This is a genomic window from Marinibacterium sp. SX1 (assembly GCF_050389775.1).
Taxonomy (GTDB): Bacteria; Pseudomonadota; Alphaproteobacteria; order Rhodobacterales; family Rhodobacteraceae; genus Marinibacterium.
Genome location: NZ_CP177150.1, coordinates 84,708 through 109,304, shown reverse-complemented (window position 1 = coordinate 109,304; position 24,597 = coordinate 84,708). Strand labels below are relative to the sequence as shown.

The window sequence follows — 24,597 nt, the reverse complement described above, 5'->3', positions numbered from 1 at the left end:
CCGCCTGCCCTCTAAATATCGCTTTTTCGGCGATTTCGCTCATTAAAGTGTCATCTACACGGAAAAACGAGTCTTAACAACGTTTTTCGTCGGGCGGGTCGATCTTACACAATCTCCCAGCGAGCCTAGATGTCTCGACAAAGTGTAGCGATGGCGCAAATTGGCTACCCAATATCTAGGCACACCGTCACAAGCTCGCATGTGAAGTCGAATTGCGTTCCGCATCAACTTCGACGCAACCATATAATATTATTTAGTTTTTCAAGAATGCACGGCTGTCAAAACGCAAGAGGCACGAAGCTGCAGAACGCTAAGCAGACCGCGAACCCGTCCCATCCGATACAGATTGCTTCATCATCACCATAGGCCCAACCAGTAATCGGTGGGTTCCACCAAGTGCACCAGCCGATGCGCTCAAACAGGCAAGCAATGCGTTTCAGTGCGAAGGGAAGCCGAGGGAATCGGCAGGGTTTTCCCAGCCGATTCTTAGCGTCACGCTGCGTCGCTCGGCCATCAGGGGATGACGGCTTGCAGGGACCGATCGTCCTGGTTCGCGGTTTTCTTAGCGTTCTGAGGCTTCAGGAAGGCCCGCGACAGTGACCAGCTAGAAATACTCATCGACACACTCAGCAGTCTGACAGGTCAAATCCCGCAGAACTGCGCACCTTTGCGAACTCATAAAGCGAACCGCACAGGGGGCTCTGACTGATGTCATTGTAGAACCGGGGCCTAAGCCCCGATCCTCTTGATGCGGATCCCCAGCTTGCGGGCCTTGTCGACGATGTTCTCGGTAATGCCCGAACCGGGGGTGGCGATCAGACTTTGGGGCATCGTCTCGAGCATCTTGTCGTTGCGCTTGAAGGGAGCGGCTTTGCCGTGGCTCTTCCAGTCGGGCTTGAAGACCACCTGGGTGACACCGCGGGTATCTGCCCAGCGGGCCGCAATCATCTCGGCACCCTTGGGCGTGCCACCGTGCAAGAGCACCATGTCGGGGTATTTGGCGTGGGTAGCGTCGAGAACGGACCAGATCAGATCATAGGCGTGATAGTCCCCGCCCGAGAAGGCGATCCTTGTACCTTCGGGGCAGTGCACCTCGGTCTCTTTGCGGCGCTTGGCCGACAGATAGGCCCGGCTATCCACCACGGCGGAGGTGAGGCCGCGATGCGAGACCTTGGATCCTGTGCGGGGCAGCCAGGGCGAGCCTGTGGCGGCCGAGAAGTGGTCCACGGCCAGATCGCGCATCTGCTCGAAGGCGTCGCGATGGTCCCAGAGCTTGAGCCCGATCATCTGGAGGCGCTCGAGCTCGACCGAGGCGACCTCTGAGCCGTCCTGGATGGCCAGACTTTCCCGGACCTCGAACTCATTGTCGTCAAGGAGCTTCTGAATGTGGGTGAAGCGACGATGGAAGATCGAAGTGAGGGACCAGAGCATCTCTTCGAGATTGTCTTCCAACTGGCTGCCGGTGAGGAGGCCGATGGTGGTGTCAAAGAGCGTCGCCATGGCGAGATCGACCTCGTCGGGCTGGGCAAGCTGAGCCTGATGCGCGCCATCGCTATTGCGCGCTCGGCCCCACCGCTGGTCGTATTGGTGCTCTTGGTCAGCCCGGTTCCGCCAGGGATCGGCTTGGCCATTCTCATCGCCGTATTCTTTTCCCTCGGCGCGCTGACGAACGGCCTGACGATTGCCGTATTCGGGCTATTGATGGAAGTCTCCCCAGACGAGCGTCGCCCATCGTATAGCGGCTATTTCAATGCCTTGACCGCTCCAGCGTTTGTCTTCCCGCTTCTGGGAGGCTTTGCCATTGCAGCATTTGGAACTTGGATCGTGTTCGCAGTCGCGCTCATGCTTGCCGTCGTTCAGGCGACTTTTCTCTTTCGCATCGAGCTGCCCGGGTCGGTATCGGTCTCCCGGTAGGCTACCGAATTTCGCGAGGCCGAATATTCAAACATGACCGGTGCGGCTGAGGTTTTTTTGATGGTTTCGGATAGCGAACAGCCGATGGCGGGTTTTCTACCTAGTGTCTTGTGAAGAGTTGGAGTTCTCAAGAAAAAGGCCATTGACCTTCCAGTGACTGGAAGATGCATATCTTCGACAGATTGGAAATGGAGGTCAATCATGTGTGCTGACGAGACGAGCGAGATAGTGAGCGATCCGGTGTGCGGGATGTCCGTTGATCGCGCGACCGCACGCCATGTATCCCAAGTTGCAGGCGCGCCGTATTTCTTCTGCTCGACGCGCTGCAAGGAGAAGTTCGATGCAGCACCGGAAACCTACATAGACGGAGGACCCACGCCGGAAGCAATGCCAGAAGGCACGATTTATACATGTCCGATGCACCCCGAGATCGAGCAGGTCGGCCCCGGCGACTGCCCGATTTGTGGTATGGCGCTGGAGCCAAAAGATATTCAGACAGTCGATGAAGGCCCCAATCCGGAACTCGTCGATTTCACCCGCAGGTTCTGGATCGGCACAATCCTAACCGTTCCCGTCGTCGTTCTAGCGATGGGAGGCTATGTCGGTCTCCCCGTGCGCAGCTGGATTGGCGAGGGATTGGCCCACTGGATCGAGCTAATTCTGGCTACGCCGGTCATTCTCTGGTCAGGTTGGCCGTTTCTGGTGCGCGGCTGGAAGAGCTTCAGGACCATGAACCTCAACATGTTCAGCCTGATCGGTATGGGAGTTGCCGCTGCCTGGGCGTTCAGCACGATCGCAGTAATCGCGCCCGGACTATTCCCAAGCGGTTTTCGGGACGTTGAAGGCAATGTCGGTGTCTACTTTGAAGCGGGCGCGGTGATCGTGGTTCTGGTGCTACTTGGACAGATTCTGGAACTACGTGCCCGGGAGCGGACCGGCTCGGCCATCCGCACCTTGCTCGACCTGGCCGCAAAGAGCGCACGTCTGATACGTGAGGACGGAACGGAAGAGGAAGTGCCTCTGGAGGACGTGCAGATTGGCGACCGCATAAAAGTGCGCCCAGGCGAGAAGGTGCCAGTGGACGGCGAAGTTGTCGAAGGGCGGTCGTCGGTTGATGAGTCGATGCTCACGGGCGAGCCTGTGCCGGTCGAGAAAGTCGAAGGCGACGTGGTCACCGGGGCGACAATCAACGGCACCGGCAGCCTCGTGATCGAAGCCAGACGCGTAGGAAAGGACACGATGCTGGCACAGATCGTCGAAATGGTGGCAGCAGCACAGAGGTCCCGCGCTCCGATCCAGAAGCTCGCAGACGCCGTGGCCGGCTATTTTGTACCAGCTGTGATCGCGGTTGCAGTCATTTCGTTCGTCTCATGGTCAATCTGGGGGCCGTCGCCCGCGCTGGCTTACGGCCTGGTCTCCGCCATCGCCGTTCTCATCATTGCCTGTCCCTGCGCGCTCGGGCTCGCAACGCCGATGTCCATCATGACCGCGACCGGGCGCGGGGCTCAGGCGGGCGTGCTGATCAAGAATGCCGAAGCGCTTGAGGCATTCGAGAAGGTGGACACGCTGATCGTTGACAAGACCGGCACTCTGACGATGGGCAAACCGGAACTGTCTGTCGTGCTACCGGAAGACGGCCACGAAGAAGCCGAGGTTCTTCGACTTGCTGCCAGCCTGGAACGCGGCTCCGAGCACCCGCTGGCTGAGGCGATTGTGCGCGGTGCTGAGGCACGCGGCATGAAACTCGCAAATGCCGACGCGTTCGAAGCCGTCACCGGCATGGGTGTTAAGGGTAACGTGGACGGCAAACCGGTGGCCTTGGGCAACGCGAAGATGCTCGCCGAACTCGGTATCGATGCGCCTGAGGTGACCGAAGTCGCCAACGCCCGTCGCGACGAAGGTGAAACGGTCATGTTTGTCGTCGTCGACGGCGGGATCGCCGGTCTCGTGAGCGTGGCAGATCCGGTCAAGGAAACAACTCCTGCCGCCCTGAAGGCCCTGCATGACCTAGGTTTCCGGATCGTAATGGTCACGGGCGACAATGAGCGCACGGCCAAGGCCGTGGCGGGGCGGCTCGGCATCGACGAGATACGCGCCGATGTCCTGCCCGAGGACAAGGCCCGCATCATACGTGAGCTTCAGGCCGAGGGATGCAGGGTCGCCATGGCCGGGGACGGTGTGAACGATGCACCTGCTTTGGCGCAGGCCGATGTCGGTATCGCCATGGGTACCGGCGCCGATGTCGCGATCGAAAGCGCAGGTTTCACCTTGGTCAAAGGGGACCTAAACGGACTTGTCAGAGCGCGCCGCCTGTCGCTGGCGACAATGCGGAACATCAGGCAGAATTTGTTCTTCGCCATGATCTACAACACTGCCGGTGTGCCAGTGGCCGCCGGGGTTCTGTTCCCGTTCTTTGGTCTCCTGATCTCGCCGATGTTCGCAGCTGCCGCGATGAGCCTTTCATCTGTCTCGGTCATCGGGAATGCGTTGCGACTGAGATCGGTGCGTCTTTGAAAAAATGGAGCCACTCAGGCACTTTCCGGAGTCGCATTCATTTAAGTGGCGACAGATCCGAGCAGAATCAGACGGCAATCAAAAAGAAAAAATCTATGCAGGCATTGACCTTCCAGTTAGTGGAACCCCTATCTGTTGGCTATGGATCAAGCGAGGTTTCAACGATGAACATTGGTGACGTCTCCGAACGAAGCGGACTGCCCGCCAAAACCATTCGATACTACGAGGATATCGGGCTTGTTCGTCCACCGCGTCGTGAGAACGGTTATCGCGAGTTTGGATATCGCGAATTGAACACGCTTGCATTCCTCGGACGCGCCCGCTCCCTGGGGTTCAGCATCGAGGATTGCCGAACGCTCTTGTCTCTTTACGAAGACCGCGAGCGGTCGAGCTCCGAAGTCAAGGCGATTGCGAAGATCCATCTGACGCAAATCGACCGAAAGATCGAAGAACTACAGGCATTGAGCGCAACGCTCGGCGATCTTGTCGCACGGTGTCAGGGCGACAAACGGCCTGATTGCCCGATCATTGACGACCTGGCGCAACAGGTTTCCCGCGAAGACGGTGATCAGGCGATAAATCGCACTTCACGGAAACGCGACAAGCCGTCGCTGGATATTCATGCAACGCAATAGTAGATAATTATCCATGATCTTGTTCGCCCGCCTTTTCTGCTTTCTCGCGCTCATGGCTTTCGCCGTGGGCGCAGTTGCGCATTCGGCGGGATCGGCTGCCATGGCCTCCGCGATGATCACCGCGGATGCCGGGATGTCCGGGATGGACGATTGCGACGCGTGCGGCGATCAGGAGGCCGGACTCAAGGGCGGGGTTTGCAATTTCGTGTGCAACGTCACAGGGATGGCCGCTGTTCCGGTTGCTTCGGCGGACACGGGCCATGTCGCCACGTCCATCGCGCATGACCGGATGCCGGAGCGGGTTGCGCGTGGCATCACCGGTCCTCCGGCTAAAGAACCACCTCGATTCTACCTCTGATCCGACACTCGGCGCCTGATCGCGCTGGATGTGTCGACTCGTACCGACTGCGCGCTTCCGTGCGGTCGCGCGAGACAATCGCACCGCCACCGCAGCTTTGCCGCGGTGCAGCGCCGTCAGATCAGAGAGTACAAGTTCATGTTCAACCGATCCAATCCGACTCTATCGCGCCGTTCCTTTCTCGCTGCTTCGGTAGCGGGGGTTGCTGCAACGGCCTTCGGCAAGACCACGTTCGCCGAGTCGCAGAGCCGTAGTTTCTCGTTGCGTGCCGCGCCGGGCGCTGCGCGGCTAGTGCCCAACCCGCACCCCGAGACACCCGCGTGGTGCTACAACGGACAGGTTCCCGGCCCCGAATTGCGCGTGCGTCAGGGCGAACGCTTGCGCATCGACGTCATGAACGGCTTGGCCGAGGACAGCACGGTCCACTGGCACGGGCTGCGCGTGCCGAACGCCATGGACGGGGTGCCGCACCTGACCCAGACGCCAATTGCACCGGGCGAGACCTTTACCTACGAGTTCGAGGCAGTCGATGCGGGAACCTTCTGGTATCACCCCCACCAGCGCAGCTTCGAGCAGGTCGGGCGCGGTCTCTACGGACCACTCATCATTGAGGAACCGAACGCGCCGCAGGTCGACCGCGACATCACCTGGATCCTCGACGACTGGCGCCTGACGCGGGATGCTACTATCTCGGACGATTTCGGCGCGACCATGGACATGAGCCACGCCGGACGGTTGGGAAACACGGTCACGATCAACGGGCAGATTCCCGAGACCTTCGCTGTGCGGCGAGGCGAGCGCATCCGGCTGCGGCTTATCAACGCCGCCAATGCACGCATCTTCGCGCTCGATTTCGGCGACCACGAACCGCGCGTCATCGCGCTGGATGGCCAGCCTGTCGCCCCCCATGCAGCGCCCGGCGGGCGGGTTTTGCTCGGCCCCGCCATGCGGGCCGATGTCATCCTGGATTGTACTGGCGCCTCGGGCTCAAGGGTTCAGCTGGTCGATCGGGCCTATCGCGATAACGAGTATCGGCTGCTCGATATCGTCTACGAGGGCGCGCCACTGCGCGACGCGCCGCCCGATTGGGATATTGCCTTGCCTGACAATTCGCTTCCGGAACCGGACATGGCGTCTGCGCGCCGCCACGAGGTGCTGTTCACCGGCGGCATGATGGGCGCGATGGTCGAACGCGACATGGGTCTCAGTCCATCCGGCGGCATGATGGGGGGCGGCATGATGGGCATGCGCCACGACGGGCGCGGCATATGGTTCGTCACCGGCAAGGCGGCCGAGGGGCATATGCTCGATCCCTTCCTCACCCTCGAACGCGATGCAAGTCACGTCATCCAGATGACCAACGCAACGGCTTTCCATCACCCGATCCACCTGCACGGCCATTCCTTCCGGGTCATCACCCGCGATGGGGCACCGACCGAGCATCGCGAGTGGCAGGACACGGTTCTGATGGCACCGCGCGAACGCGTCGAGATCGCCTTTGTCGCCGACAATCCGGGGGACTGGATGTTTCATTGCCACATTCTCGAGCACCAGGCGGCGGGGATGATGGGCGTGATCCGGGTGGCCTGAACATGGGAGAAAGCAAATTGAGATCCGTATACCCAACGCTGCTTCCCACGCGACGCGCCTTTCTTTCGTCGGCTCTCGGCGTAAGCGCCTATGTACTTCTGCCGGACCTTGCGCGGGCCGGCAGCGGCGGCGGAATCCGCGCGTTGGCTTTCGACGGTGACGTGCTGTTGGCGGCGGAAGCAACGTTGAACGTCAGCGAGGATAACGGCGGCACCTGGGCCGAGCGGACGACGCCCGGCAAAGTGCTGGCAATGGCCACCAATCCTGACCGGCCCGGCCTTGTCGCCGCCGGCCTGGAAAAGGGCGGTGTCGCACTGTCGGCCGATGGTTCGGCAACGTGGCGCATCGGCAATGCCGGGCTTCCGGACGGAGAAGTGAATGCCCTCGCAATCGCATCGCGGAACCCCGACCTAATCTATGCGGCAGTCCGCGGCGACGGTCTCTATAAGAGCGAGGACGCTGGCGAAACCTGGACCCTGGCGATGGACCGCCCCTGGCTCAAAGAGGCCGAGCGCGATCCGCTCACTTTGGCGTCCGTCGATCTAGAGACCGGCATGGGCGGCATATGGATTTATGCCGGCACCGAGATGGGTCTGACCCGGGTGCCTGACTGTTTCTGCCGGTGGCAGGACGTCCAACCGGGCAACGCAATGGATGCGCTGGTCTCTGGCGATGCGCCACCTCCCGAAAACCCCTTGCCCGACGGCGAGCCGGTACAGTCGCTGGCGAGCAGCCCTTCGGCACCGGAGCGGCTCTATGCCGCTCTGCCCTCGGGGATCTGGACCTCGGCGGATGGCGGGGTGGTCTGGACCCAGGTGGCTCTTAGCGCCGCGACTGCGATCGCGGTTCATCCTCGTGACGAGACGTACATCGCCGCTGTCATCGGCGGCACCCTGAAACTCAGCCGCGACGGCGGCAAAAGCTGGACCGCGACAGCGGCCGGATGAAGGAGAGAGAGATGCAGAGAAGAACGGTATTCGGCCTGATCGGCGGCGGTATTGTCAGTGCGGGGGCGCTGACGACGCTGACCTGGGCACAAAGTGAGCCAACGGCAAAGCCGGAAACGACCGATGGCACGAAGCAGATCACGATCTGGCGCGATCCGGGCTGCGGTTGCTGCGATACTTACGCCGATTATCTCGAAGAAAACGGCTTCACCGTCACCCGCGTGGATGACCGGGATTTCGACAAGCGGTCGGTCGACGTCGGTGTTCCGGAGCGCGGCATTGGCTGCCATCTCGCCGAGATCGACGGCTATTATGTCAGCGGTCTGGTTCCGGCCGAGATCATCGACCGGCTCCTGAGCGAGCGACCGGACATCGCTGGCATCACCTTGCCGGGAATGCCGGCCAATGCCCCGGGGATGGCCCGCGTCAAGACCGGCACCCTCAAGACCTACGCCTTCGGCGAGGGCGGCATCACCGTCTATTCCGATGAGTGAGTGCATGGGCATGATGAACGGGCCCATGATGGGCGCGATGATGCTTGTTGGCGGGGTGGTTCTGCTGCTGCTCGTCGCCGTCCTTGTGTTGAGCGTGATCGCCCTGGCCAAGTACATCCGGGGCGCTACATGAGACCGATTGCTGGCATGTTTCTGGCAGGGATCGCGACTGCCGTCATCGGCAGTTTCGTTCTGGCGCAGGCATCTCCCGACGAGACGGCGATCGAAGGTCTGACCTTTCTTGGAGAGCCAGTCTCTGAGGACGACCTCATCGCAGGCAAACAAATCTACGCCGAAAGCTGCGCGTCCTGCCATGGTGAGAATCTCGAAGGCCAGCCTGACTGGCGGCGACGTCTCGACAACGGCCGTATGCCTGCCCCGCCGCACGATGAAACGGGCCACACCTGGCACCATTCCGACCGCAATCTTTTCATCGTGACGAAGGGCGGCGTTCAAGCGGTGGTGCCAGGATATGAGAGCGACATGCCGGCCTTCGAGGGCATCCTGACAGACGACGAGATCGCCGAAGTCCTCGCCTACATCAAGAGCACCTGGCCCGAACGGCAACGCGAGTTCCAGGCCGAGGTCTCGGCAAACGACAGGGGTGGGCTATGACTGAGCACACCGAGCATCCGCCAAAGCGAACATCGCGGCTGGCCCTGCTGCCAGTGGCCGTTTTCGCGGTGATCGGCGGCGCATTCTATTGGGGGCTTTTCAACAACGATGACGGTCTGCCTTCGGCGCTAATCGGCAAGCCGGTACCCAAATTCGATCTGCCGCCGATCGAGGGACGTTCCGACGGCCTCTCGACCGCCGATCTGAAAGGGCAGGTGTCCATCGTCAACGTCTGGGCGTCGTGGTGCGTGCCGTGCCGGGTCGAAATGCCCCTGCTCAACGAACTGGCCGCTCGAGATGAAGTCGCGATTTTCGGCATCAATTACAAGGATCGACCTGCAGAGGCCTTGGACTTTCTCGGGGAGCTCGGCGATCCTTACGACAGGATCGGGGCTGACAGTACTGGCCGGGTCGCGATCAACTGGGGCGTGTACGGTTTGCCGGAGACCTTCGTGATCGATGCGGAGGGTCGGATCGCCTACAAGCATATCGGTCCCTTCAACCGCCGCTCCTTGGAGGAAGACATCCTCCCCGTGGTGCGACGCCTTCAGGAAGGAGCCGGATCATGAATCGACGCGAACTTTTGGCGGGAATAGCGGCTCTGGGGCTCGCGGGACGTGCCGAGGCAAAGCCGCTGATGCCGCTTCACGATGCGCCACGCGAAATGCTGTCGCCGCCTTTCGTCAACGGAGCGGGGCGAGACCTGACCCTGGAGGATTTCCGGGGCAAGGTCGTGCTTCTCAATATCTGGGCAACCTGGTGCGTGCCGTGTCGCGAGGAAATGCCGACGCTCGATGCGCTTCAGGCCCGTCTCGGAGGAGACGATTTTCACGTCCTGCCGCTCTCCATCGACCGGGCAGGCCTCAAGGTCGTCCGGCGCTTCTACGAGGAGATCGGCATCCAGCACCTCGACATCTACCTGGCGGACAGTACCCGCGCGATGTGGGCTTTCGGAGCGCTCGGCTTGCCGACGACGATCCTGATCGGGCGCGGCGGGGAGGAACTCGGCCGCCTGGTTGGACCGGCCGAATGGGACAGCCCGGAAATCATCTCTCAAATGCAGACCATCATCAACGAAAAGGAATGAAGAGCAATGTCGGACATATCACCTGAAACCCATGTTGGCGGGGCCGGCCAGTTGCGTCCCAAACTGGGGCGCCGCGGACTGATTCTGGCGGCGATGGCGATTATCGCCGCCGGAATGGCCCTCAACTGGGGCTGGCTGACCGCCATCGGGGCGGCCCCGCTCATCCTGGCTGTAGCGCCGTGCGCTGTCATGTGCGGACTGGGCTATTGCGCGATGTGCAAATCCGACTCCTGCGACAAGACGAACTCACCCACAGAGGCGAGCACTACGAGGGATTGAACCCGAAAACCAAAGGAAGCCTGAAGGAGAAACAGATGAAACCTATCAAGAATCTGAGCATCGCCGCAGCCGTGGCTACCCTCCTGGCAACCGCTGTGGTTGCCCAGGAAAACAGCGGGGCGTCCGGCCAGATGATGGACGGCGAGAACGGCATGTCAGGCAACATAATGCAGGGCGATATGTCCGGCATGGACGGCATGATGCCGATGATGAAGATGATGCAGGCCTGCACGGAGATGATGGAGGCGATGAACGTATCCATGGAGAAAACCCAGCCTTCGATAGACAAAGGCTGATTGGTCTTCGCCGGGGGCACGAGCCCCCGGCGACACCACACGGAGGATGCGTATGTCACGAACACCGGCCGCTCGATTTCTGTTGGTCCTTCTTTGGATGCTAATCGCGCCTTTGGGTGCCGCAGCTCAGCAATCCACCCCGCTCGATCAAACGGAGCAAGAGGCCATCAGGCTGCCGTTGAGCCAGCTCTTCTCCGGGGGGCGGAAGTAGATGGTGGACGTCTCCCTTTTTGGCCTGACCGCGGCGCTTCTGGCCGGAGCTATTTCGTTCCTGTCGCCCTGCGTTCTCCCGCTGGTCCCTGGGTATGTCTCCTACGTTGCGGGACGCACGGCGGCCCAAGGCGGTGTCGCATCCGCTTCCTCCTCGCGCGCAGTGTGGCTGAGCATGTGCTTCGTGCTTGGCTTCTCGACCATATTCATCGCGCTCGGCGCGTCGGCGACGGCGCTCGGACAGGCACTGTTGCGTTGGCGTTATGAGTTAAATCTCATCGGTGGGGTGATCATCATTCTGTTCGGGATGTTCATGATCGGTGCTGCGCGAATATCGGTCATGGAACGCGACTTCCGTTTCAATCTCGACATCCCTGGCGGTCAGCCGGCTGCTTCCTACGTGCTCGGTCTGGCGTTCGGCTTTGGCTGGACGCCGTGCATCGGGCCTATTCTCGGCGCGATCCTCACAGCCAGCGCAGCCAGCGCGACGATCGGTGAAGGCATGGTCTTGCTCGCTGTCTACTCAACCGGTCTCGGTGTTCCTTTTCTCATTGTTGCTGCTTTCACTGACCGTATCGCCGGGCGACTGCGGGCCATAGGTCGCGTCGGTCGACGACTTCACCAAGCGGCCGGTGTGGTGATGATCCTGATGGGAATTGCGATGATGACAGGACAGTTGAGCGCGCTGTCATACTGGATGCTCGATGCGTTTCCGATTCTCGGACGTATCGGCTGAGCGGCGAGAAGCTGTTTTGTCGGGTCACGAAAGTTTTCCTTGAACCTCTAGTAGCTTTAGGCGTTAGCCCTCTACAAAGCGCCAGTGCCGCGGGCAAACTGCCACCGCCACCTCAAACCCTCTCGGGCTGGCAACAATGTATCCGGGAAATTGCGCGACCCGCCATACAATTACGAAGGAGACGTCTAACATGTTGACGAGAAGGCATTTCATTCAATCGACCACCGCGCTGTTCTCGGCATCGCTGGCCAGCCCGGCATTCGCCGACTCTTGGCCCACGGAAGCGCAAAAGGCCGAATGGGACGCGCAAGTCACGCCGCCTGGCTACGATCCTGCCACGTCCAATCCCTGGGGTCTGCATCCGCGCTTTCTTCCGCAACGTGTCGCCGCCAATGCGGGCCTCGTCCCTGGAGACATCCATGTGGATGCGGTGGCGCGCTATCTCTATCACATCGAGGAAGGTGGTACGGCAATGCGCTATGGTGTGGCGATCGCGCGTGGCAATCTATACGAGCCGGGCACATATACGATCAAGCGCAAGGTCAAGTGGCCGCACTGGCAACCGACGCAGAACATGATCGACCGCGATCCCGAACTCTACGCGGACATCGCCGACGGCATGGAGCCTGGACCGGAGAATGCGCTCGGGTCTCGAGCGCTTTACCTGTACGTCGGTGATCGCGACACCTATTTGCGGATACACGGCTCTCCGCATCCGAGCAGCATTGGTGGTCGTGCAAGTTCCGGCTGCGTGCGCATGGTTATGGCGCACATCAACGACCTCTACCCAAACGTCGAGCTCGGATCGACGGCCTACCTCTATTCGGCCGAGGACAGCGTCACCGCCCGCAGCTAGACGCGCGCGGGCTTGGCGGGCGGTTCGACGGTCTGCCGAGCGGCTCAGCTTTCCCGTGCGGCGCAGATGCGACTGCCATTTGGCGTGCGGAGCGGAACCAAGGTCGTTTCGACCGGCCCGCTATGCTGGTACCAGTAACAGCTGTCGTCCGGCACAAGGCGCGCGGTAGAAATATCCTGGTCGGGCGCCGCCATTGCCACGACGCTATCGGGAATATTCCCGATAGCGTTCGCCGCGTCGCTCCCGCTGCTTGGAGGGATGGCACACCCTGCGGTGAACAACAGTGTGGTTCCGATCGTCACGTTTTGCTTTGATAGTACCGGCCGCATTGAATTTCCTTCCTGTTTTGTCGGTCTGGCCGCAACAGTTGGCCAGCCTCTTTCCGACGACACATAGCAAAAAAAGCGATCCGGAGAACCATCAATTAATGTTCTTGAACCTCTAGGTACTGTAGGAACTATGTTGTTCTGAACAACCCGACTTTTGAGGTCCGTTCATGTCTGCTGAAACCAACCGACGAGATCATTCTCACGCCTCGCAAGAGAGCGGCAACAGTTGCTGCGGAAGCGATCGACCATGCGGCAACGTCGCTCCGGCGACGCCTGCGCCGTCTGTCGGGCGGAGCTTCCAGGTCTCCGGGCTCGACTGCGCCGAAGAAGTGGCGATCCTGAACAAGGTCGTCGGTCCGAAGGTCGGCGGAGCAGAGCATTTGGCCTTCGACGTCATCAACGGGCGGATGACCATTCTGGACAGCGCGGACCGTGTAACTGACGACGAGGTGGCGCAACTGGTTGCGACCACCGGCATGAGTGCGAAGCCCTGGGATGCGGGAACCGCATCGGAAGATCAGGCGGCCCATCTCGCCCGGCAGCGGCTGTTCACGGCGCTGAGCGGCGGCTTCTGGGCGGCCGGCTTTCTCTGGCACATCTTCGAGACCGGCATGGGCGGGGCCCTCGGCCTGTTCGCGGGTCACGGCGAGTCCCCCATGCCGCTGGCCGAGGCGGTGCTCTTCGCCGTCGCGATCCTGTTCGGTGTCTGGCTCGTGGCCCCGAAGGCTTGGTCCTCCGCGCGGCGTCTGTCGCCCGATATGAACCTTCTCATGGTGGTCGCGGTGGCGGGAGCCATTGGCCTCGGCGAGTTCTTCGAGGCGGCGACGGTGGCCTTCTTCTTCTCGCTGTCGCTCTACCTCGAGAGCTGGAGCGTCGGGCGCGCGCGGAACGCCGTGTCGGCGTTGCTCGACCTCGCACCGCCGACGGCAAGAGTTCTCTATGATGATGGTTCTGAAGCAGACGTGCCGGCTTCTGCTGTTGCCATCAATGCACGGTTCGTGGTGCGCGGCGGCGACCGCATCCCGCTGGATGGTGAAGTTGTTGATGGGGCAGGGGCCGTCGATCAGGCGCCGATCACCGGCGAAAGTGCGCTGGTGCCGAAGGAGCCAGGCGACGAAGTCTACGCGGGCACGATCAACGGCGAAGGGACTTTGACCGTGCGCGCGACCAAAGCGGCATCCGACACGGTGCTCGCCAAGATCATCCGCATGGTGGGGGACGCTCACGCCCGCCGCGCGCCCGTGGAGCAGTGGGTCGCGAAGTTCGCGCGCATCTACACGCCCATCGTCATGGCGCTGGCCGTCGCCATTGCGCTAGTGCCGCCGCTCGTCTTCGGTGGCGCCTGGGACTACTGGTTCTATAACGCGCTCGTTCTTCTCGTGATCGCCTGTCCCTGTGCGCTGGTCATCTCGACGCCGGTTTCCATCGTGGCCGCACTGACGGCCTCGGCGCGGGCGGGGGTTCTCATAAAAGGCGGCGCGTATGTCGAGGCTCCAGGCCGGACGACGGCTCTGGCGATGGACAAGACTGGAACCATCACGATGGGTGAACCGGAGGTGGCCGCCGTCCATCCACTTGGGGGGGCCTCGGCGCGAGATCTGATGACGCTGGCGGGCGCACTCGAAGCGCGGTCATCGCATCCGCTGGCACGTGCCATTCTTGCGCGGGCCGAGGCAGACGGCATCGCGGTTCCAGCGGCGGAGGATACGCGCACCGTGCCGGGACGAGGGCTGGAAGGACGGGCAGGAGGCCGGAAAGTCTGGCTCGGCTCCGACCGGTTCGCCGAGGAGAAAGGGTTCGGCAGCGCCATTCCGGCGGACCTCCGTGACCGGATCGAAGGGGCCGGCAGTACGCTTGTGGCCGTCGGGGACGAGACCGGCGTGACCGGCATCCTCGAACTGCGCGACCGAATCCGCCCGGACGCCAAAGGTATTGTCACGCGCCTTCATGCGCAGGGCGTGAAAACCATCGTTATGCTGACGGGCGACAATGAACGCACGGCGCGCGCCGTTGCGGCAGAGGTCGGCATCGACGAGGTGCGTGCCGAACTCTTGCCCGAGGACAAAGTGACGGCCATCGAGGAACTGGTCGAAAGCCACGACATGGTCGCGATGATTGGCGACGGAGTGAATGACGCCCCGGCCATGGCGCGGGCGCATTACGCCATCGCCATGGGCGCCGTCGGGTCCGACGCGGCCATCGAGACCGCCGACATCGCCCTCATGACGGACGACATCGGCAAGGTACCGTGGCTCATCGGCCATTCACGCCGCGCCATGTCGATCATCCGCCAGAACATCGGCGTTTCACTGGCGACGAAAGCCGTCTTCGTCGTCGCAACGGCATTCGGGATGGCGTCGATGTGGGGCGCGATCGCCGCGGATGTCGGCGTCTCGCTGCTGGTGGTTGCGAACGCGTTGAGACTTCTAAATGGTCACAAGTCCAATGTATCGCCATCCGGCGGCGAGCCGATTGGTGAGCAGATGGCAAGAGGCGCGCTCGCACACGGGCATTGAACCGCCACCACCCGCAGGGTAGCGTTCGGCCCATATGAGACCTCGCTCACGAGGCATAGAGCAGTGACGAAAATCCATATTCCGCGCCGGGGCGTCTTGTTCGGTGGGCTTGTTGCCATTCTGTCCGGTTGCGCCAGCAAGTTCCGAACCTACAGCGGACCCGAGGTCACCCGGCTGCGCCTCTACAAGGCGCAGCGCTTGCTGGTTCTTGACGGCGCCGATCGTGTGTTTCGGACCTATCCGATCGGGCTGGGCTTTGCGCCTGTCGGTCATAAGCAGTTCGAGGGCGACGGCCGCACACCGGAAGGCTCCTACGTGATCGACCGGCGGAACCCCGACAGCCTCTTCCATCTGTCCGTCGGCATCTCCTACCCGAACGAGGCCGACATCGCTTTCGCTGAGTCCCAGGGGCGTTCCCCCGGCAAGGACATCTTCATTCACGGCGGACCTCGGCGGGGGATCGACCCCACGAATGTCCGCGACTGGACGGCAGGCTGCATCTCGGTCTCGGATCCCGAGATCGAGGAAATCTACGCCATGGTTAGGGACGGGACACCGATAGACATCTACGCCTGAAGGACCAGGAGGCGTGTCGCGTCCGCCGATTGTTTCAGGCAAACCGGCGGCGAAGAGCCACGTTGATGGCCTCGATCGCGATCACCATCGCGATCACGGCCAGTGTGACGCTTGCTGCCTTGTCGTACTGGAATGAGCGCACATAGGTCTGGATGTAGAACCCTATACCGCCCGCACCGACAATGCCCAGGATCAGCGACTCGCGCAGGTTCAGTTCGAACCGGAAGATGGTGTCGCGGGCGACGACCGGCGCCATCTGCGGCCAGATCGCGTAGCGGAGCCGCGCCAGCGGCCCGGCACCGGCGCTTTCCAGCGCGGCAATCGGCGCGCGGGAGACGCCGTCGATCGCTTCGGCGTAGAACTTCGCGAGCATGCCGGTGGCATGGAAGGCGACCGCGATGATGCCGGGGAGGGGACCCAGGCCCACCGCACCCACCATGAGCATCGCCACCAGGATCAGCGGGATGGCACGGATGAAAGCGAGGAGCGTCCGGACGGGTCGGTAGACCGCCGAAGAAACCATCGTCTCGGACGCAAATATCCCGAGGGGGACCGATAGGAAGACCGCGCCCAGAGATCCCAGGATCGCGATGCGTAGCGTTTCCGCGCTACCCTTCACGATCTCGTTCATCACGGTCGGATCGGGCGGGACCATCCGGCCGAGGAAATCCGCGATCCGGGGTCCGGCGGAACAAAAACGCGACAGGTCCACGCGACAACGGTCCCAACGCCGAGCAGTGGGATGCTCCAGCGGGGGCGCACCTCCGTCAAGAGGGCCGGCGCCGGAAGAGTGCCGACGAGAATTACGAGAAAGCTCAACCCATAGCTTCCGACCCATGCAGCCGGTTGCCGCAAGGCTGCGTATTCGACAAGCGCGTAGCCCGCGAGGTTCCATGGGAATCCCGTGAGGATGTGGCCGCGCAGCCACTCTGCGGCCGTCCAGCAGGTCGCAAATAGAAGACAGCCCATAACGCCCTCGATCGCGCGACGGCGTGCGATGGCCGTGAAGAGTGTCGCCGCCATGGCCGGAAAGATGGCCAGACCCGCAGACAATCCTGCGACGGCGGGGATCGCCAAAGCACCGAACCTCTCGGCATCCACGTAGAAACTCTCCGCGATCCACGAGAGACCGAAGCCGAACTGCCCGAGACCGAACGCCCAGCCGACGAGTGCGGCCTTGGCCGGGGAAAGATGCCGGAGGAGGACAAGAAGGGCAGCGTAGGCAACGGGGACGAGCAGGAGGATCGAGAACGGAGGGAGGGTCAGGACCGTCAGTCCGCCGGCTACAATGGCCACGATCATGCGCGTCGGCAGGGAAATCACCCGCTCCCCGGACAGCGTCCAAAACAGCGTCATGGACCGCACCTGGGCCGTCGCGTGATCATCGGCGCGACAAGAAGCAATCCGACGCCGCCGACCACGAAGACGTCAGCCATGTTGAAAGCTGGCCAGTGCGCGGAGCCGGCGTAGAAATCGAGGAAATCGGTCACGGCCCGGAACCTGAGGCGGTCCAGGACGTTGCCTAAGGCGCCGCCGATGATCGCCCCGTAGGCAACCGCCTCGATGCCGTCCCGGGTGCGCAGCATCATGGTCACGAGCCAAGCGCACACGGCAAGAGCGAGCACCACGAGGCTCCACCACGGCGCGCCGCCCAAAAGCCCGAAGGTCACGCCATCGTTCCGATAGAACGTGAGATTGAATCCGGTGAACACGGGAACACCAGCGCTCAGGACGCTCGCATTCGTGATGACGATGGCCTTTGTGACCTGATCGATCGCGAAAGCCGCGACGGCAGCCAACATGCCGATCACCGGCGGTCTTTCGGCTGACAACATTTTCTCACCCCAGCCAGACATCGAGAAACAGCATCAGGACAAGGCCAACCGACAGTCCGAGCGTCGCCTTGTTCTGATGTCCGCTGCGATGGGTCTCGGGGATGATTTCGTGGCTGATCACATAGAGCATCGCGCCGGCGGCGAACGCCAGCCCCCAGGGCAGCAGCGGCTCCGACAGCGTGATGATACCCGCCCCGAGCAACCCGCCGATCGGTTCGACCATGCCGGTGAGGGCCGCGATGCCCCAGGCGCGCAGCTTCGCGTATCCTTCACCCATGAGCGACACCGCCACCGCCAGACCCTCGGGCGCGTTCTGCAAGCCGATACCGATGGCGAGTGGGACGCCACCTTCCATGCCACCGGAACCGAACCCGACCCCGACCGCGAGACCCTCAGGAAAGTTGTGGATCGTGATTGCGATGATGAAGAGCCAGACCCGCCGGAGCGACGCGGCGTCCGGACCTTCGCGGCCTGTTTTGAAGTGTTCGTGCGGCAGCTTCTCGTTCATCAGGGCAACGGCAGCCATGCCAAGAAGGATTGCGATGCAGACAATGGCCGCGGGCGCGGCCCCGTTGTCGAACCGCGGTTCGGCCGCGTCCAGCGCGGGGATGATCAGGGAGAAGAACGAAGCTGCGAGCATCACGCCAGCCGCAAAGCCGAGCGACAGGTCGCGTGTGCCGCGTGAGGGGATCCGCCCGAACAGCACGGGGACTGCTCCGACGGCTGTCAATGTGCCGGCGGCCAGGCTTCCGAGAAAGCCGAGCATGATCGGGGACAATGGATCCATTCGTCAGGTGGCTTACCCTTCCGGGTAGCTCGAGTAGACTTCGGTCGAGCCGTCCTTGAGAATCAGAAAGACGTCGTAGGCTTCGCGGTCCTCCTCGGGCCCCATGCCGGGCGAACCGTAGGGCATGCCCGGAACCGCGAGACCGATCGCGTCGGACCGTTCGTCCAGAAGGCGGCGGATGTCGGCGGCCGGCACGTGGCCCTCGATCACGTAACCGTCGACGAGCGCCGTGTGGCAGGAGACCATACGCTGCGGCACCCCGTTGTCGAGCTTGAAGCGCACGAGAAGGCCGCCGAACATGTCCTGGCCGGTCGGTGTGAAGCCGTTGTCCTGGAGATGGTTCATCCAGGACAGGCAGCAGCCGCATCCATTGGTCTTTCGGACATCGATGGCAGTTGCCTCCGCGAGGGCCTGCGCCGCCGGAAACAGTGCGATGGCGAAGGTCAGGGCTTGTGTCAGACGTTTCATGGGTCAGAGCCTTTCGGTTGCTGTCAGGGCGATCTCGCGGTCGAGACTTTCAGCGAGAAGGGCGCGGGCTTCGGCCAATCGCGACAGCGCGCCAGTGTCATCCGCTTCGCGCTCGGCAGCTTCGGCGAGCCGCTCGTCTGAGAGAGGATCGGTCGGCCGACCGTCCACCAGAACCTCGTAGTGCAGGTTCGGACCGGTCGCGGTGCCGGTGGCGCCCACACGGCCGATCAGGTCTCCGGCGGCCACGCGCTGGCCTTGCACGAGGCCTTCCGGGACCGCGCTGAGATGCGCATAGCGCGTCGTGGTGTCCGAGCCATGCGAGATTTCAACCACGCGGCCGTACCCGTTCCGCCAGCCGATGAAGCTGACGCGCCCGGGTGCCGTGGCCTGAACCGGCGTCCCACGCGCCGCAGCGAAATCGACGCCGGTGTGCATTCGCACGTTCCCGTAGACCGGATGCGTGCGGCGGCCGAAAACGGAGCTCAGTCGCGCGCCTTCCACGGGCTGCGCGAAGACGCGGAGAACCGCGCCGTCGACATAAACCGTGGCCTGACCGCTGCCATTGTCCGGCCAAACGACCTCATAGAGCGCGCCGCCGACCTCGAGCGCGGCAAAGGCCAGTTCCGGTTGTCCGATCCTGTCCTGGCCCACGCGCGCCTCTCGCCACAGAACCCGGAGCGTTTCGCCGCCGGCCATCTCACGGCGGAAATCCACCGTTCCGCCGAGCATCTGCGCCAGGTCCACCGCGAACCGGGCCGGGATATCGGCCTCGTCGAGCGCAGAAAAAAGCGAGCTGTCGATCACTGCTTCCCCGGCAAGCGTCACCATCTCGGACTCCGGCGTGACGACCTGCGTGGCAAGCTCATCGCCGAAGATCACCTCGATGCGTACGCCGTCCTCGACGGCGAGCGCGACACCGCGCGGGCTTCCGTCCGTCGTCGAGACGACGGTGACGGAATGTCCTGGCCGCAGCCGCCTCAAATCATACTCCGCGCCAAGGGCGAGGGCGACTTCCGCACGGTCGGTCGCCGAGAGACCGGCCTCCGCAAGAACTGTATCGAGCGTCTCACCGCTTTCTATGTTGCGCGACCAGGTGAAAAGGGGAGGGTCGATCGTCGGCAAGGAAGTGTCGGCGACCGAAATCTGCAAAAGAGGCATGGGGCTAGGCAACGTCGTGGGCTCGGCTCCTGCCTGCGCAATTCGCGGCGGTTCCGACACCACAAACGGGGGAGACTGGAGACCGTCCGGCATCCATATGCTTGCTACCGCGAGACCCGGAGGGACGGGGTCCTTCGACCAGATCCCCGAAAGTAAAACGACACCCCCCGATAGCGCGACGACAACTCCGATACCCGCCGCGATGGTTCTGATCCTCATGTTGCCCCCTCGGTTTCTTCTTCGAGTGCGCGGCGAATCTTCGGCACCGCGAATTCCCTTGGCTCGTGATAGTCGATCATGGTGACGAACCGCCCCGCAGCGTCGAAAAGGAAAACGCTGGCGGTGTGGTTCATCGTATAACCGCCACCCTCGGTCGGCACCCGCTCGAAGCTCCCGCGGAAACCGCGCACGGCTTTCGCGATTTCCTCATCTTTGCCGGTCCAGCCGCGGATCGCCGGATGGAAATAGCCGGCATACTCCGACATCGCATCGACGGTGTCGCGCTCGGGATCGACAGTGATGAAAACCACGGACATCTCGTTTGCCTCGTCCCCCAAATCGTCGAGCCATCCCGAAATGTCCGAGAGCGTGGTCGGGCAGACGTCCGGACAGTAGGTAAAGCCGAAGAACACCATCGTAGGGCGCCCGATCAGCGTTTCCGGCCCGACCTCGTTTCCCTCGTGATCCGTCAGGCTGAAGTCCATGGCGGACAGAGCCAGCGGCCGCTGGCCCATCGGTTCGGGCGCCCCAGGCCCGTCGACTTGCCACCAGCCGACAAAGAGCGCGAAGACTAGCGCCCCGGCACCCGCTGCGCCGTATCCAAGGATCGTCCGTCGCCGCATCAGTCGTTCGGACCTCGCGCAGCGATGCCAAGGATCGGCACCTCGACCGTCACTTCGCCTCCGTCGTCAAAGAGCAGCGTCAACGGATAGGATTCTCCTTCCGTCATCGTCGTCTGCAACAGCATCAGCATCGCGTGCAGACCGCCCGGCTCGAGCGACATGCTTTCGCCTGGCGCGATGGTGATCTCGTCGGCCGGAGCCATGGAACTCACGCCATCGGCATCGGTCTTCGACTCGTGGATTTCGGGCATCATGGCGAGCGGCGTCACGAGACCGATCAGTATCACCGGTGTATCGCCGGTATTTCGGATCGTCATGTAGGCGGCGCCTGGGCGGTTCATGCCGATTGACGCGCGGGACCAAGCGCCTTCGACGACCACGTCCTCGGATCCTGCAAGCGCCGGCGTCAAAGCCCCCGCCCACGACAAAAGCGCTGTCAGCGCACCGCTAGTAATGAAGGTCCTCATCCTGCTCTTCCCATTTCTTGGTTCAGCTTCGCGCCGCTGCGACTTCAGCCGCCACCAGGCTTCGTAGTTCGGCCTCCCCGAACGGGTCGAGTGGCTTGCCGTTCACGAAGAACGTGGGCGTCTGGCGGACGCCCACAGTCTCGACGTCGGCGCGGTCCTGGTTCAGGATCGCCACTACGTCCGGTGCAAGCATCCGCGTGCGCGCGGCCTCGGCATCGAGGCCCGCCGTTGCGGCGATCTCCAGGATGAGTCCCGGCTCAGGCGCTCCATGCGACGCCCATCTCGGCTGTTCCCGCAGTACCGCTTCGAGAACCGGCTCAAAGACGCCCTGCATGCGCGCGGCCTCGAGCACGCGGATCGCTTCCTCGGACGCCGCGCCGTGGAAAGGTGTGTAGCGGATCACGACGCGGACAGCATCCCCACGCTCGGCCATGATGTCCTTCACGATGGGATGAAAGGCGCGACAGGCCTCGCAGGCCGGATCGAAGAATTCGACGATCGTAACGGGCGCCTCCGCAGGCCCGAGGATGGGTGAGTAGGGGCGGATCATCGCGTCCGCGAGTTCCGGAGCAACGGGCTCCACTTCGGCCACGGGACCGGGGCGGTTTGCAAACCAAGTGGCTCCGCCAAAACCGGCGACGCCGAGGGCGAGAACGGACAGGATCAGGCCGCGTCGGTTCATGTTCGTGTGTCCTTAAGTGAAAGGGCCGACAGCGCCCCGATCAGCGCGAAGGCAGCGAGCGCCATCAGCGGGATAGGGATGCCGAAGACCAACTGGTTGTCGTCGGTGCAGGAGGGACCAGCGGCCGTGCAGGGCTGAATGCGCTCGGGGACCAGGCCAGCGTAAAGACCCATATGCCAGAGCGCGACAGCGCCGCCACCGAGCGCAAGCGCGATCCCGTAGCGGCCGGCGCGATGGTCGCGACACCAAAGGCCGAGCCCGAGAATGATGGCCAGCGGGAACATGAAGGCCCGCTGGAACCAGCAGAGCAGGCAGGGCGTCTGCCCCAGCACCTCGCCGATGAAAAGCACGGCTAGCGATGCCGTGAGAGCAATCACCCATGCCAGTCCCAGTGCCGTTTCTCCGGATATTCGGGTCATGTCGGTCAGATCCTCTCTCTCAGATTATCGAGGATCTCTTCGGCGGACGTGCCGTAGGGCCAGGACTCGGCAAAGCCTGCGTCTGGATCGAAGAGGAACAGATGCGACGTATGCCCCATCGTGTAGCCGTCGGGGGCAGAGGCTTCTTCGATGCGTTCAAAGAAGATCGGGAAAGTTTCCGAAGTCTGCGCAATCTGCTCCGGTGTGCCGGTCAGTCCGATGATGCCGGCATCGAACAATGTGACATAGTCGGCAAGTTCCATCGGTTTATCTCGATCGGGGTCGATCGTGATAAAAATCGGTTGCACCTTGGCAGCGTCAGGGCCCAGTCCCGCCATGACGGCCGCGACCTCCGACAGGGTGGTGGGGCAGACGTCGGGACAGTTGGTGAAGCCGAAGAAGATCAGCATCCAGCGCCCCGCGAAATCGTCTTCGGTGCGTACCATGCCCTGATGATCGGTCAGTTCGAACTCCGCGACGAAAGCCGGCTCTGCCTCTGATCGAGAGCTGTCGGCGCGATCGTCGGACCCGAGCAGAAGCCACCCGAGCGCGAGGACTGCAATGCCCACCAATGCCCAGAGAAGTTTTCTTACCGATGCGAGGGACAATCCGGACTGCCTGTCATTGATTCTTGATTGTTTCGGCGTTTACATCCTCTAGCTACTGTAGATTCAAGCCTGATTGTCCGGCTGCGGCGGGAGGTCACGCGTCTGTGAGTCTTGGACTTGCGCTATCAACCCACCAAACCTACAAGGTCTGTAGGTTCTCTTAAGGGAAACATATGCTGACAATCGGCAATCTGGCGAAGAAGACCGGCACCAAGGTGCAGACCATCCGGTACTACGAACAGATCGGGCTCATGCCTGAACCGGGCCGGACGGAGGGCGGGCAACGCCGCTACGGGGATGCCGAACTCGATCGGCTATCGTTCATCCGTCATTCACGGCAACTCGGTTTCTCGCTCGATGCGATCCGGGAGCTCCTCGATCTCAGCGACCATCCGGAAAAGTCCTGCGACGAGGCAGATGCGATCGCCCGCCGGCAACTCCGCCAGGTCGAGCAACGCATGGCGCGCCTGAAGGCACTTCGCACCGAGCTGAAGCGCATGATCCACGAGTGCAGCGGCGGGCGAACGGCGGATTGCCGGGTGCTCGAGGTCCTGCGGGACCATTCGGAGTGCCTGACCGAGCACGACGACATCGGGGCATAAGCTCGGCTGGCACTGGCCCTTGCGTTTGGAACCCTGCAGCGCGGTGGCGGTTCACCTCATGAACGCCAGAGGAACAGATCAAGCATGGCCACGGCAAAGAAGGCGAGGGAGAGACGCACGCTCTGGATCGTTCTGGCGCTCAACATCGGTCTGGCTTTGGCGTTCTTCGCGACCGGCGCGTTCGGCGATTCGAGCGCCCTGATCGCAAACGGCCTCGACAACCTTTCCGACAGCTTCGTCTACGCCATAAGCCTGTTTGCGCTGTCCCGGTCCGGCAGGTGGAAACGCGGCGCCGCCAATGTCTCGGGTGGGTTGCTGATCCTGTTCGCATTGGGCATCCTCTATGATGCGTGGCGGCGCTATGTCGGCGGGTCGGATCCGCTCGGGACAATCATGATCGCCATGGCCCTGATCGCCGCGGCGATCAACGCGATCTGCGTCTGGTTACTCGCCCGACTCCGCGAACCGGACGTCAACATCCGCGCCGCGAACACTTTCAGCTGGAACGACTTCGCCGCGAACCTCGGGATCGTCGTGGCTGGCGGTCTCGTTGCCTGGCTGGGAACGAACTGGCCGGACCTAGTCGTGGGTGTGGTCGTGGCCGGGATCGCGGCATGGGGCGGTGTCGACATTTTGCGCGATGCACACGGCGAACACCACAAAGCCGTTCATGCCGACGACCAGTAGCGATTGATCGCCTTCTGAAAGAGGCTTGAAGCTACAGTTGCTGTAGCCTCTATTTAGACCCTCGCCAGATTCGAGGAGATCCATCTTGCC

General features: G+C 62.4%; 29 protein-coding genes and 2 pseudogenes. 19 read left to right on the top strand and 12 right to left on the bottom strand.

Annotation, left to right across the window (positions count from 1 at the left end; genetic code table 11):
* Positions 1–729: 729 nt before the first annotated feature.
* Positions 730–1,530: pseudogene (locus ACK3BB_RS26385) on the bottom strand (DUF2493 domain-containing protein); the annotation flags it as partial.
* A 9-nt stretch (positions 1,531–1,539) separates the two neighbouring features.
* Between ACK3BB_RS26385 and ACK3BB_RS26380 the strand changes: the two are divergent.
* From ACK3BB_RS26380 to ACK3BB_RS26300, 17 genes are all read left to right on the top strand, one after another.
* Positions 1,540–1,914: a hypothetical protein gene (locus tag ACK3BB_RS26380; protein WP_224902629.1), complete on the top strand. Its 375-nt coding sequence runs from the start codon at positions 1,540–1,542 to the stop codon at positions 1,912–1,914.
* A 201-nt stretch (positions 1,915–2,115) separates the two neighbouring features.
* Positions 2,116–4,428: a heavy metal translocating P-type ATPase gene (locus tag ACK3BB_RS26375; protein WP_224902627.1), complete on the top strand. Its 2,313-nt coding sequence runs from the start codon at positions 2,116–2,118 to the stop codon at positions 4,426–4,428.
* 164 nt (positions 4,429–4,592) lie between these two features.
* Positions 4,593–5,063: a Cu(I)-responsive transcriptional regulator gene (gene cueR / locus ACK3BB_RS26370; protein ID WP_224902728.1), complete on the top strand. Its 471-nt coding sequence runs from the start codon at positions 4,593–4,595 to the stop codon at positions 5,061–5,063.
* A gap of 13 nt (positions 5,064–5,076) precedes the next feature.
* Positions 5,077–5,421, top strand: a complete 345-nt coding sequence (locus ACK3BB_RS26365; protein WP_224902625.1) for a hypothetical protein — start codon at positions 5,077–5,079, stop codon at positions 5,419–5,421.
* Between the two features lie 138 nt (positions 5,422–5,559).
* Positions 5,560–7,011 (top strand): multicopper oxidase family protein, encoded by a 1,452-nt coding sequence (locus ACK3BB_RS26360; RefSeq protein ID WP_224902623.1) that lies wholly within the window; start codon positions 5,560–5,562, stop codon positions 7,009–7,011.
* A gap of 2 nt (positions 7,012–7,013) precedes the next feature.
* Positions 7,014–7,958 carry a WD40/YVTN/BNR-like repeat-containing protein gene (locus tag ACK3BB_RS26355; RefSeq protein ID WP_224902613.1) on the top strand — a complete coding sequence of 315 codons (945 nt, stop codon included), beginning with the start codon at positions 7,014–7,016 and terminating at the stop codon, positions 7,956–7,958.
* An 11-nt stretch (positions 7,959–7,969) separates the two neighbouring features.
* Positions 7,970–8,452, top strand: coding sequence for a DUF411 domain-containing protein (locus ACK3BB_RS26350; protein ID WP_224902610.1), 483 nt, complete (start codon positions 7,970–7,972; stop codon positions 8,450–8,452).
* 4 nt (positions 8,453–8,456) lie between these two features.
* Complete coding sequence (locus ACK3BB_RS26345) at positions 8,457–8,585, top strand: hypothetical protein (protein WP_263625186.1); 129 nt, start codon at positions 8,457–8,459, stop codon at positions 8,583–8,585.
* Positions 8,582–9,067 (top strand): c-type cytochrome, encoded by a 486-nt coding sequence (locus tag ACK3BB_RS26340; RefSeq protein ID WP_224902606.1) that lies wholly within the window; start codon positions 8,582–8,584, stop codon positions 9,065–9,067. Before ACK3BB_RS26345 ends, ACK3BB_RS26340 begins: the two co-directional genes overlap by 4 nt.
* The gene (locus ACK3BB_RS26335; protein ID WP_224902602.1) at positions 9,064–9,636 is read left to right on the top strand and encodes a DsbE family thiol:disulfide interchange protein; all 573 of its coding nucleotides are present in this window, start codon (positions 9,064–9,066) and stop codon (positions 9,634–9,636) included. The genes ACK3BB_RS26340 and ACK3BB_RS26335 overlap by 4 nt, the downstream gene beginning before the upstream one ends.
* Positions 9,633–10,154: a TlpA family protein disulfide reductase gene (locus ACK3BB_RS26330; protein ID WP_224902599.1), complete on the top strand. Its 522-nt coding sequence runs from the start codon at positions 9,633–9,635 to the stop codon at positions 10,152–10,154. Before ACK3BB_RS26335 ends, ACK3BB_RS26330 begins: the two co-directional genes overlap by 4 nt.
* Before the next feature lie 6 nt (positions 10,155–10,160).
* Entirely contained in the window at positions 10,161–10,433 is a 273-nt protein-coding gene (locus ACK3BB_RS26325; RefSeq protein WP_224902596.1) for a hypothetical protein, read from the top strand.
* 35 nt (positions 10,434–10,468) lie between these two features.
* Positions 10,469–10,729: a hypothetical protein gene (locus ACK3BB_RS26320; protein WP_224902593.1), complete on the top strand. Its 261-nt coding sequence runs from the start codon at positions 10,469–10,471 to the stop codon at positions 10,727–10,729.
* Positions 10,730–10,940: 211 nt separating this feature from the next.
* Positions 10,941–11,675: a cytochrome c biogenesis CcdA family protein gene (locus tag ACK3BB_RS26315; RefSeq protein ID WP_224902591.1), complete on the top strand. Its 735-nt coding sequence runs from the start codon at positions 10,941–10,943 to the stop codon at positions 11,673–11,675.
* A gap of 190 nt (positions 11,676–11,865) precedes the next feature.
* Positions 11,866–12,531 (top strand): L,D-transpeptidase, encoded by a 666-nt coding sequence (locus tag ACK3BB_RS26310; protein ID WP_224902588.1) that lies wholly within the window; start codon positions 11,866–11,868, stop codon positions 12,529–12,531.
* Positions 12,532–13,189: 658 nt separating this feature from the next.
* Positions 13,190–15,376, top strand: a complete 2,187-nt coding sequence (locus tag ACK3BB_RS26305; RefSeq protein ID WP_412103263.1) for a heavy metal translocating P-type ATPase — start codon at positions 13,190–13,192, stop codon at positions 15,374–15,376.
* A gap of 72 nt (positions 15,377–15,448) precedes the next feature.
* Entirely contained in the window at positions 15,449–15,952 is a 504-nt protein-coding gene (locus ACK3BB_RS26300) for a L,D-transpeptidase family protein (protein WP_428929728.1), read from the top strand.
* Positions 15,953–15,986: 34 nt separating this feature from the next.
* Here the strand turns inward: ACK3BB_RS26300 and phnE are convergent, their stop codons facing one another.
* The 11 genes and pseudogenes from phnE to ACK3BB_RS26245 form a co-directional block, all read right to left on the bottom strand.
* Positions 15,987–16,790, bottom strand: a complete 804-nt coding sequence (gene phnE, locus ACK3BB_RS26295; protein ID WP_318246727.1) for a phosphonate ABC transporter, permease protein PhnE — start codon at positions 16,788–16,790, stop codon at positions 15,987–15,989.
* A pseudogene (locus ACK3BB_RS26290) lies at positions 16,685–17,308 on the bottom strand (apolipoprotein N-acyltransferase); the annotation flags it as partial. The pseudogene ACK3BB_RS26290 and the gene phnE, both read right to left, overlap by 106 nt.
* The gene (gene lspA / locus ACK3BB_RS26285) at positions 17,305–17,763 is read right to left on the bottom strand and encodes a signal peptidase II (protein WP_428929727.1); all 459 of its coding nucleotides are present in this window, start codon (positions 17,761–17,763) and stop codon (positions 17,305–17,307) included. The gene lspA and the pseudogene ACK3BB_RS26290, both read right to left, overlap by 4 nt.
* Before the next feature lie 28 nt (positions 17,764–17,791).
* Positions 17,792–18,574, bottom strand: a complete 783-nt coding sequence (locus tag ACK3BB_RS26280; RefSeq protein ID WP_224902569.1) for a ZIP family metal transporter — start codon at positions 18,572–18,574, stop codon at positions 17,792–17,794.
* Positions 18,575–18,586: 12 nt separating this feature from the next.
* Entirely contained in the window at positions 18,587–19,042 is a 456-nt protein-coding gene (locus tag ACK3BB_RS26275; RefSeq protein WP_224902567.1) for a DUF411 domain-containing protein, read from the bottom strand.
* A 3-nt stretch (positions 19,043–19,045) separates the two neighbouring features.
* On the bottom strand, positions 19,046–20,200 hold the full coding sequence (locus ACK3BB_RS26270; RefSeq protein WP_412103261.1) for a M23 family metallopeptidase: 1,155 nt from the start codon (positions 20,198–20,200) through the stop codon (positions 19,046–19,048).
* A gap of 215 nt (positions 20,201–20,415) precedes the next feature.
* Positions 20,416–21,042: an SCO family protein gene (locus tag ACK3BB_RS26265; protein ID WP_224902560.1), complete on the bottom strand. Its 627-nt coding sequence runs from the start codon at positions 21,040–21,042 to the stop codon at positions 20,416–20,418.
* Positions 21,042–21,509: a copper chaperone PCu(A)C gene (locus ACK3BB_RS26260; protein WP_224902557.1), complete on the bottom strand. Its 468-nt coding sequence runs from the start codon at positions 21,507–21,509 to the stop codon at positions 21,042–21,044. Before ACK3BB_RS26260 ends, ACK3BB_RS26265 begins: the two co-directional genes overlap by 1 nt.
* 22 nt (positions 21,510–21,531) lie before the next feature.
* Entirely contained in the window at positions 21,532–22,191 is a 660-nt protein-coding gene (locus ACK3BB_RS26255; protein ID WP_224902554.1) for a DsbA family protein, read from the bottom strand.
* A complete protein-coding gene (locus ACK3BB_RS26250; RefSeq protein WP_224902550.1) occupies positions 22,188–22,610 on the bottom strand; it encodes a disulfide bond formation protein B in 423 nt (140 codons plus the stop codon). The genes ACK3BB_RS26255 and ACK3BB_RS26250 overlap by 4 nt, the downstream gene beginning before the upstream one ends.
* Before the next feature lie 5 nt (positions 22,611–22,615).
* Positions 22,616–23,218, bottom strand: a complete 603-nt coding sequence (locus tag ACK3BB_RS26245) for an SCO family protein (RefSeq protein WP_428929684.1) — start codon at positions 23,216–23,218, stop codon at positions 22,616–22,618.
* A 173-nt stretch (positions 23,219–23,391) separates the two neighbouring features.
* Between ACK3BB_RS26245 and ACK3BB_RS26240 the strand changes: the two genes are divergently transcribed.
* Both ACK3BB_RS26240 and ACK3BB_RS26235 read left to right on the top strand, forming a co-directional pair.
* Positions 23,392–23,820 (top strand): MerR family transcriptional regulator, encoded by a 429-nt coding sequence (locus ACK3BB_RS26240; protein WP_224902544.1) that lies wholly within the window; start codon positions 23,392–23,394, stop codon positions 23,818–23,820.
* 84 nt (positions 23,821–23,904) lie between these two features.
* Positions 23,905–24,507, top strand: coding sequence for a cation transporter (locus ACK3BB_RS26235; protein ID WP_224902541.1), 603 nt, complete (start codon positions 23,905–23,907; stop codon positions 24,505–24,507).
* Positions 24,508–24,597: the final 90 nt, after the last annotated feature.

Bases quoted from the DNA above. Each gene is read 5' to 3' on its own strand.
- ACK3BB_RS26380 (WP_224902629.1), top strand. From the start codon at position 1,540: ATGCGCGCCATCGCTATTGCGCGCTCGGCCCCACCGCTGGTCGTATTG.
- ACK3BB_RS26375 (WP_224902627.1), top strand. From the start codon at position 2,116: ATGTGTGCTGACGAGACGAGCGAGATAGTGAGCGATCCGGTGTGCGGG.
- cueR (WP_224902728.1), top strand. From the start codon at position 4,593: ATGAACATTGGTGACGTCTCCGAACGAAGCGGACTGCCCGCCAAAACC.
- ACK3BB_RS26365 (WP_224902625.1), top strand. From the start codon at position 5,077: ATGATCTTGTTCGCCCGCCTTTTCTGCTTTCTCGCGCTCATGGCTTTC.
- ACK3BB_RS26360 (WP_224902623.1), top strand. From the start codon at position 5,560: ATGTTCAACCGATCCAATCCGACTCTATCGCGCCGTTCCTTTCTCGCT.
- ACK3BB_RS26355 (WP_224902613.1), top strand. From the start codon at position 7,014: ATGGGAGAAAGCAAATTGAGATCCGTATACCCAACGCTGCTTCCCACG.
- ACK3BB_RS26350 (WP_224902610.1), top strand. From the start codon at position 7,970: ATGCAGAGAAGAACGGTATTCGGCCTGATCGGCGGCGGTATTGTCAGT.
- ACK3BB_RS26345 (WP_263625186.1), top strand. From the start codon at position 8,457: ATGGGCATGATGAACGGGCCCATGATGGGCGCGATGATGCTTGTTGGC.
- ACK3BB_RS26340 (WP_224902606.1), top strand. From the start codon at position 8,582: ATGAGACCGATTGCTGGCATGTTTCTGGCAGGGATCGCGACTGCCGTC.
- ACK3BB_RS26335 (WP_224902602.1), top strand. From the start codon at position 9,064: ATGACTGAGCACACCGAGCATCCGCCAAAGCGAACATCGCGGCTGGCC.
- ACK3BB_RS26330 (WP_224902599.1), top strand. From the start codon at position 9,633: ATGAATCGACGCGAACTTTTGGCGGGAATAGCGGCTCTGGGGCTCGCG.
- ACK3BB_RS26325 (WP_224902596.1), top strand. From the start codon at position 10,161: ATGTCGGACATATCACCTGAAACCCATGTTGGCGGGGCCGGCCAGTTG.
- ACK3BB_RS26320 (WP_224902593.1), top strand. From the start codon at position 10,469: ATGAAACCTATCAAGAATCTGAGCATCGCCGCAGCCGTGGCTACCCTC.
- ACK3BB_RS26315 (WP_224902591.1), top strand. From the start codon at position 10,941: ATGGTGGACGTCTCCCTTTTTGGCCTGACCGCGGCGCTTCTGGCCGGA.
- ACK3BB_RS26310 (WP_224902588.1), top strand. From the start codon at position 11,866: ATGTTGACGAGAAGGCATTTCATTCAATCGACCACCGCGCTGTTCTCG.
- phnE (WP_318246727.1), bottom strand. From the start codon at position 16,790: ATGGGTCGGAAGCTATGGGTTGAGCTTTCTCGTAATTCTCGTCGGCAC.
- ACK3BB_RS26280 (WP_224902569.1), bottom strand. From the start codon at position 18,574: ATGGATCCATTGTCCCCGATCATGCTCGGCTTTCTCGGAAGCCTGGCC.
- ACK3BB_RS26275 (WP_224902567.1), bottom strand. From the start codon at position 19,042: ATGAAACGTCTGACACAAGCCCTGACCTTCGCCATCGCACTGTTTCCG.
- ACK3BB_RS26270 (WP_412103261.1), bottom strand. From the start codon at position 20,200: ATGCCTCTTTTGCAGATTTCGGTCGCCGACACTTCCTTGCCGACGATC.
- ACK3BB_RS26265 (WP_224902560.1), bottom strand. From the start codon at position 21,042: ATGCGGCGACGGACGATCCTTGGATACGGCGCAGCGGGTGCCGGGGCG.
- ACK3BB_RS26260 (WP_224902557.1), bottom strand. From the start codon at position 21,509: ATGAGGACCTTCATTACTAGCGGTGCGCTGACAGCGCTTTTGTCGTGG.
- ACK3BB_RS26255 (WP_224902554.1), bottom strand. From the start codon at position 22,191: ATGAACCGACGCGGCCTGATCCTGTCCGTTCTCGCCCTCGGCGTCGCC.
- ACK3BB_RS26250 (WP_224902550.1), bottom strand. From the start codon at position 22,610: ATGACCCGAATATCCGGAGAAACGGCACTGGGACTGGCATGGGTGATT.
- ACK3BB_RS26240 (WP_224902544.1), top strand. From the start codon at position 23,392: ATGCTGACAATCGGCAATCTGGCGAAGAAGACCGGCACCAAGGTGCAG.
- ACK3BB_RS26235 (WP_224902541.1), top strand. From the start codon at position 23,905: ATGGCCACGGCAAAGAAGGCGAGGGAGAGACGCACGCTCTGGATCGTT.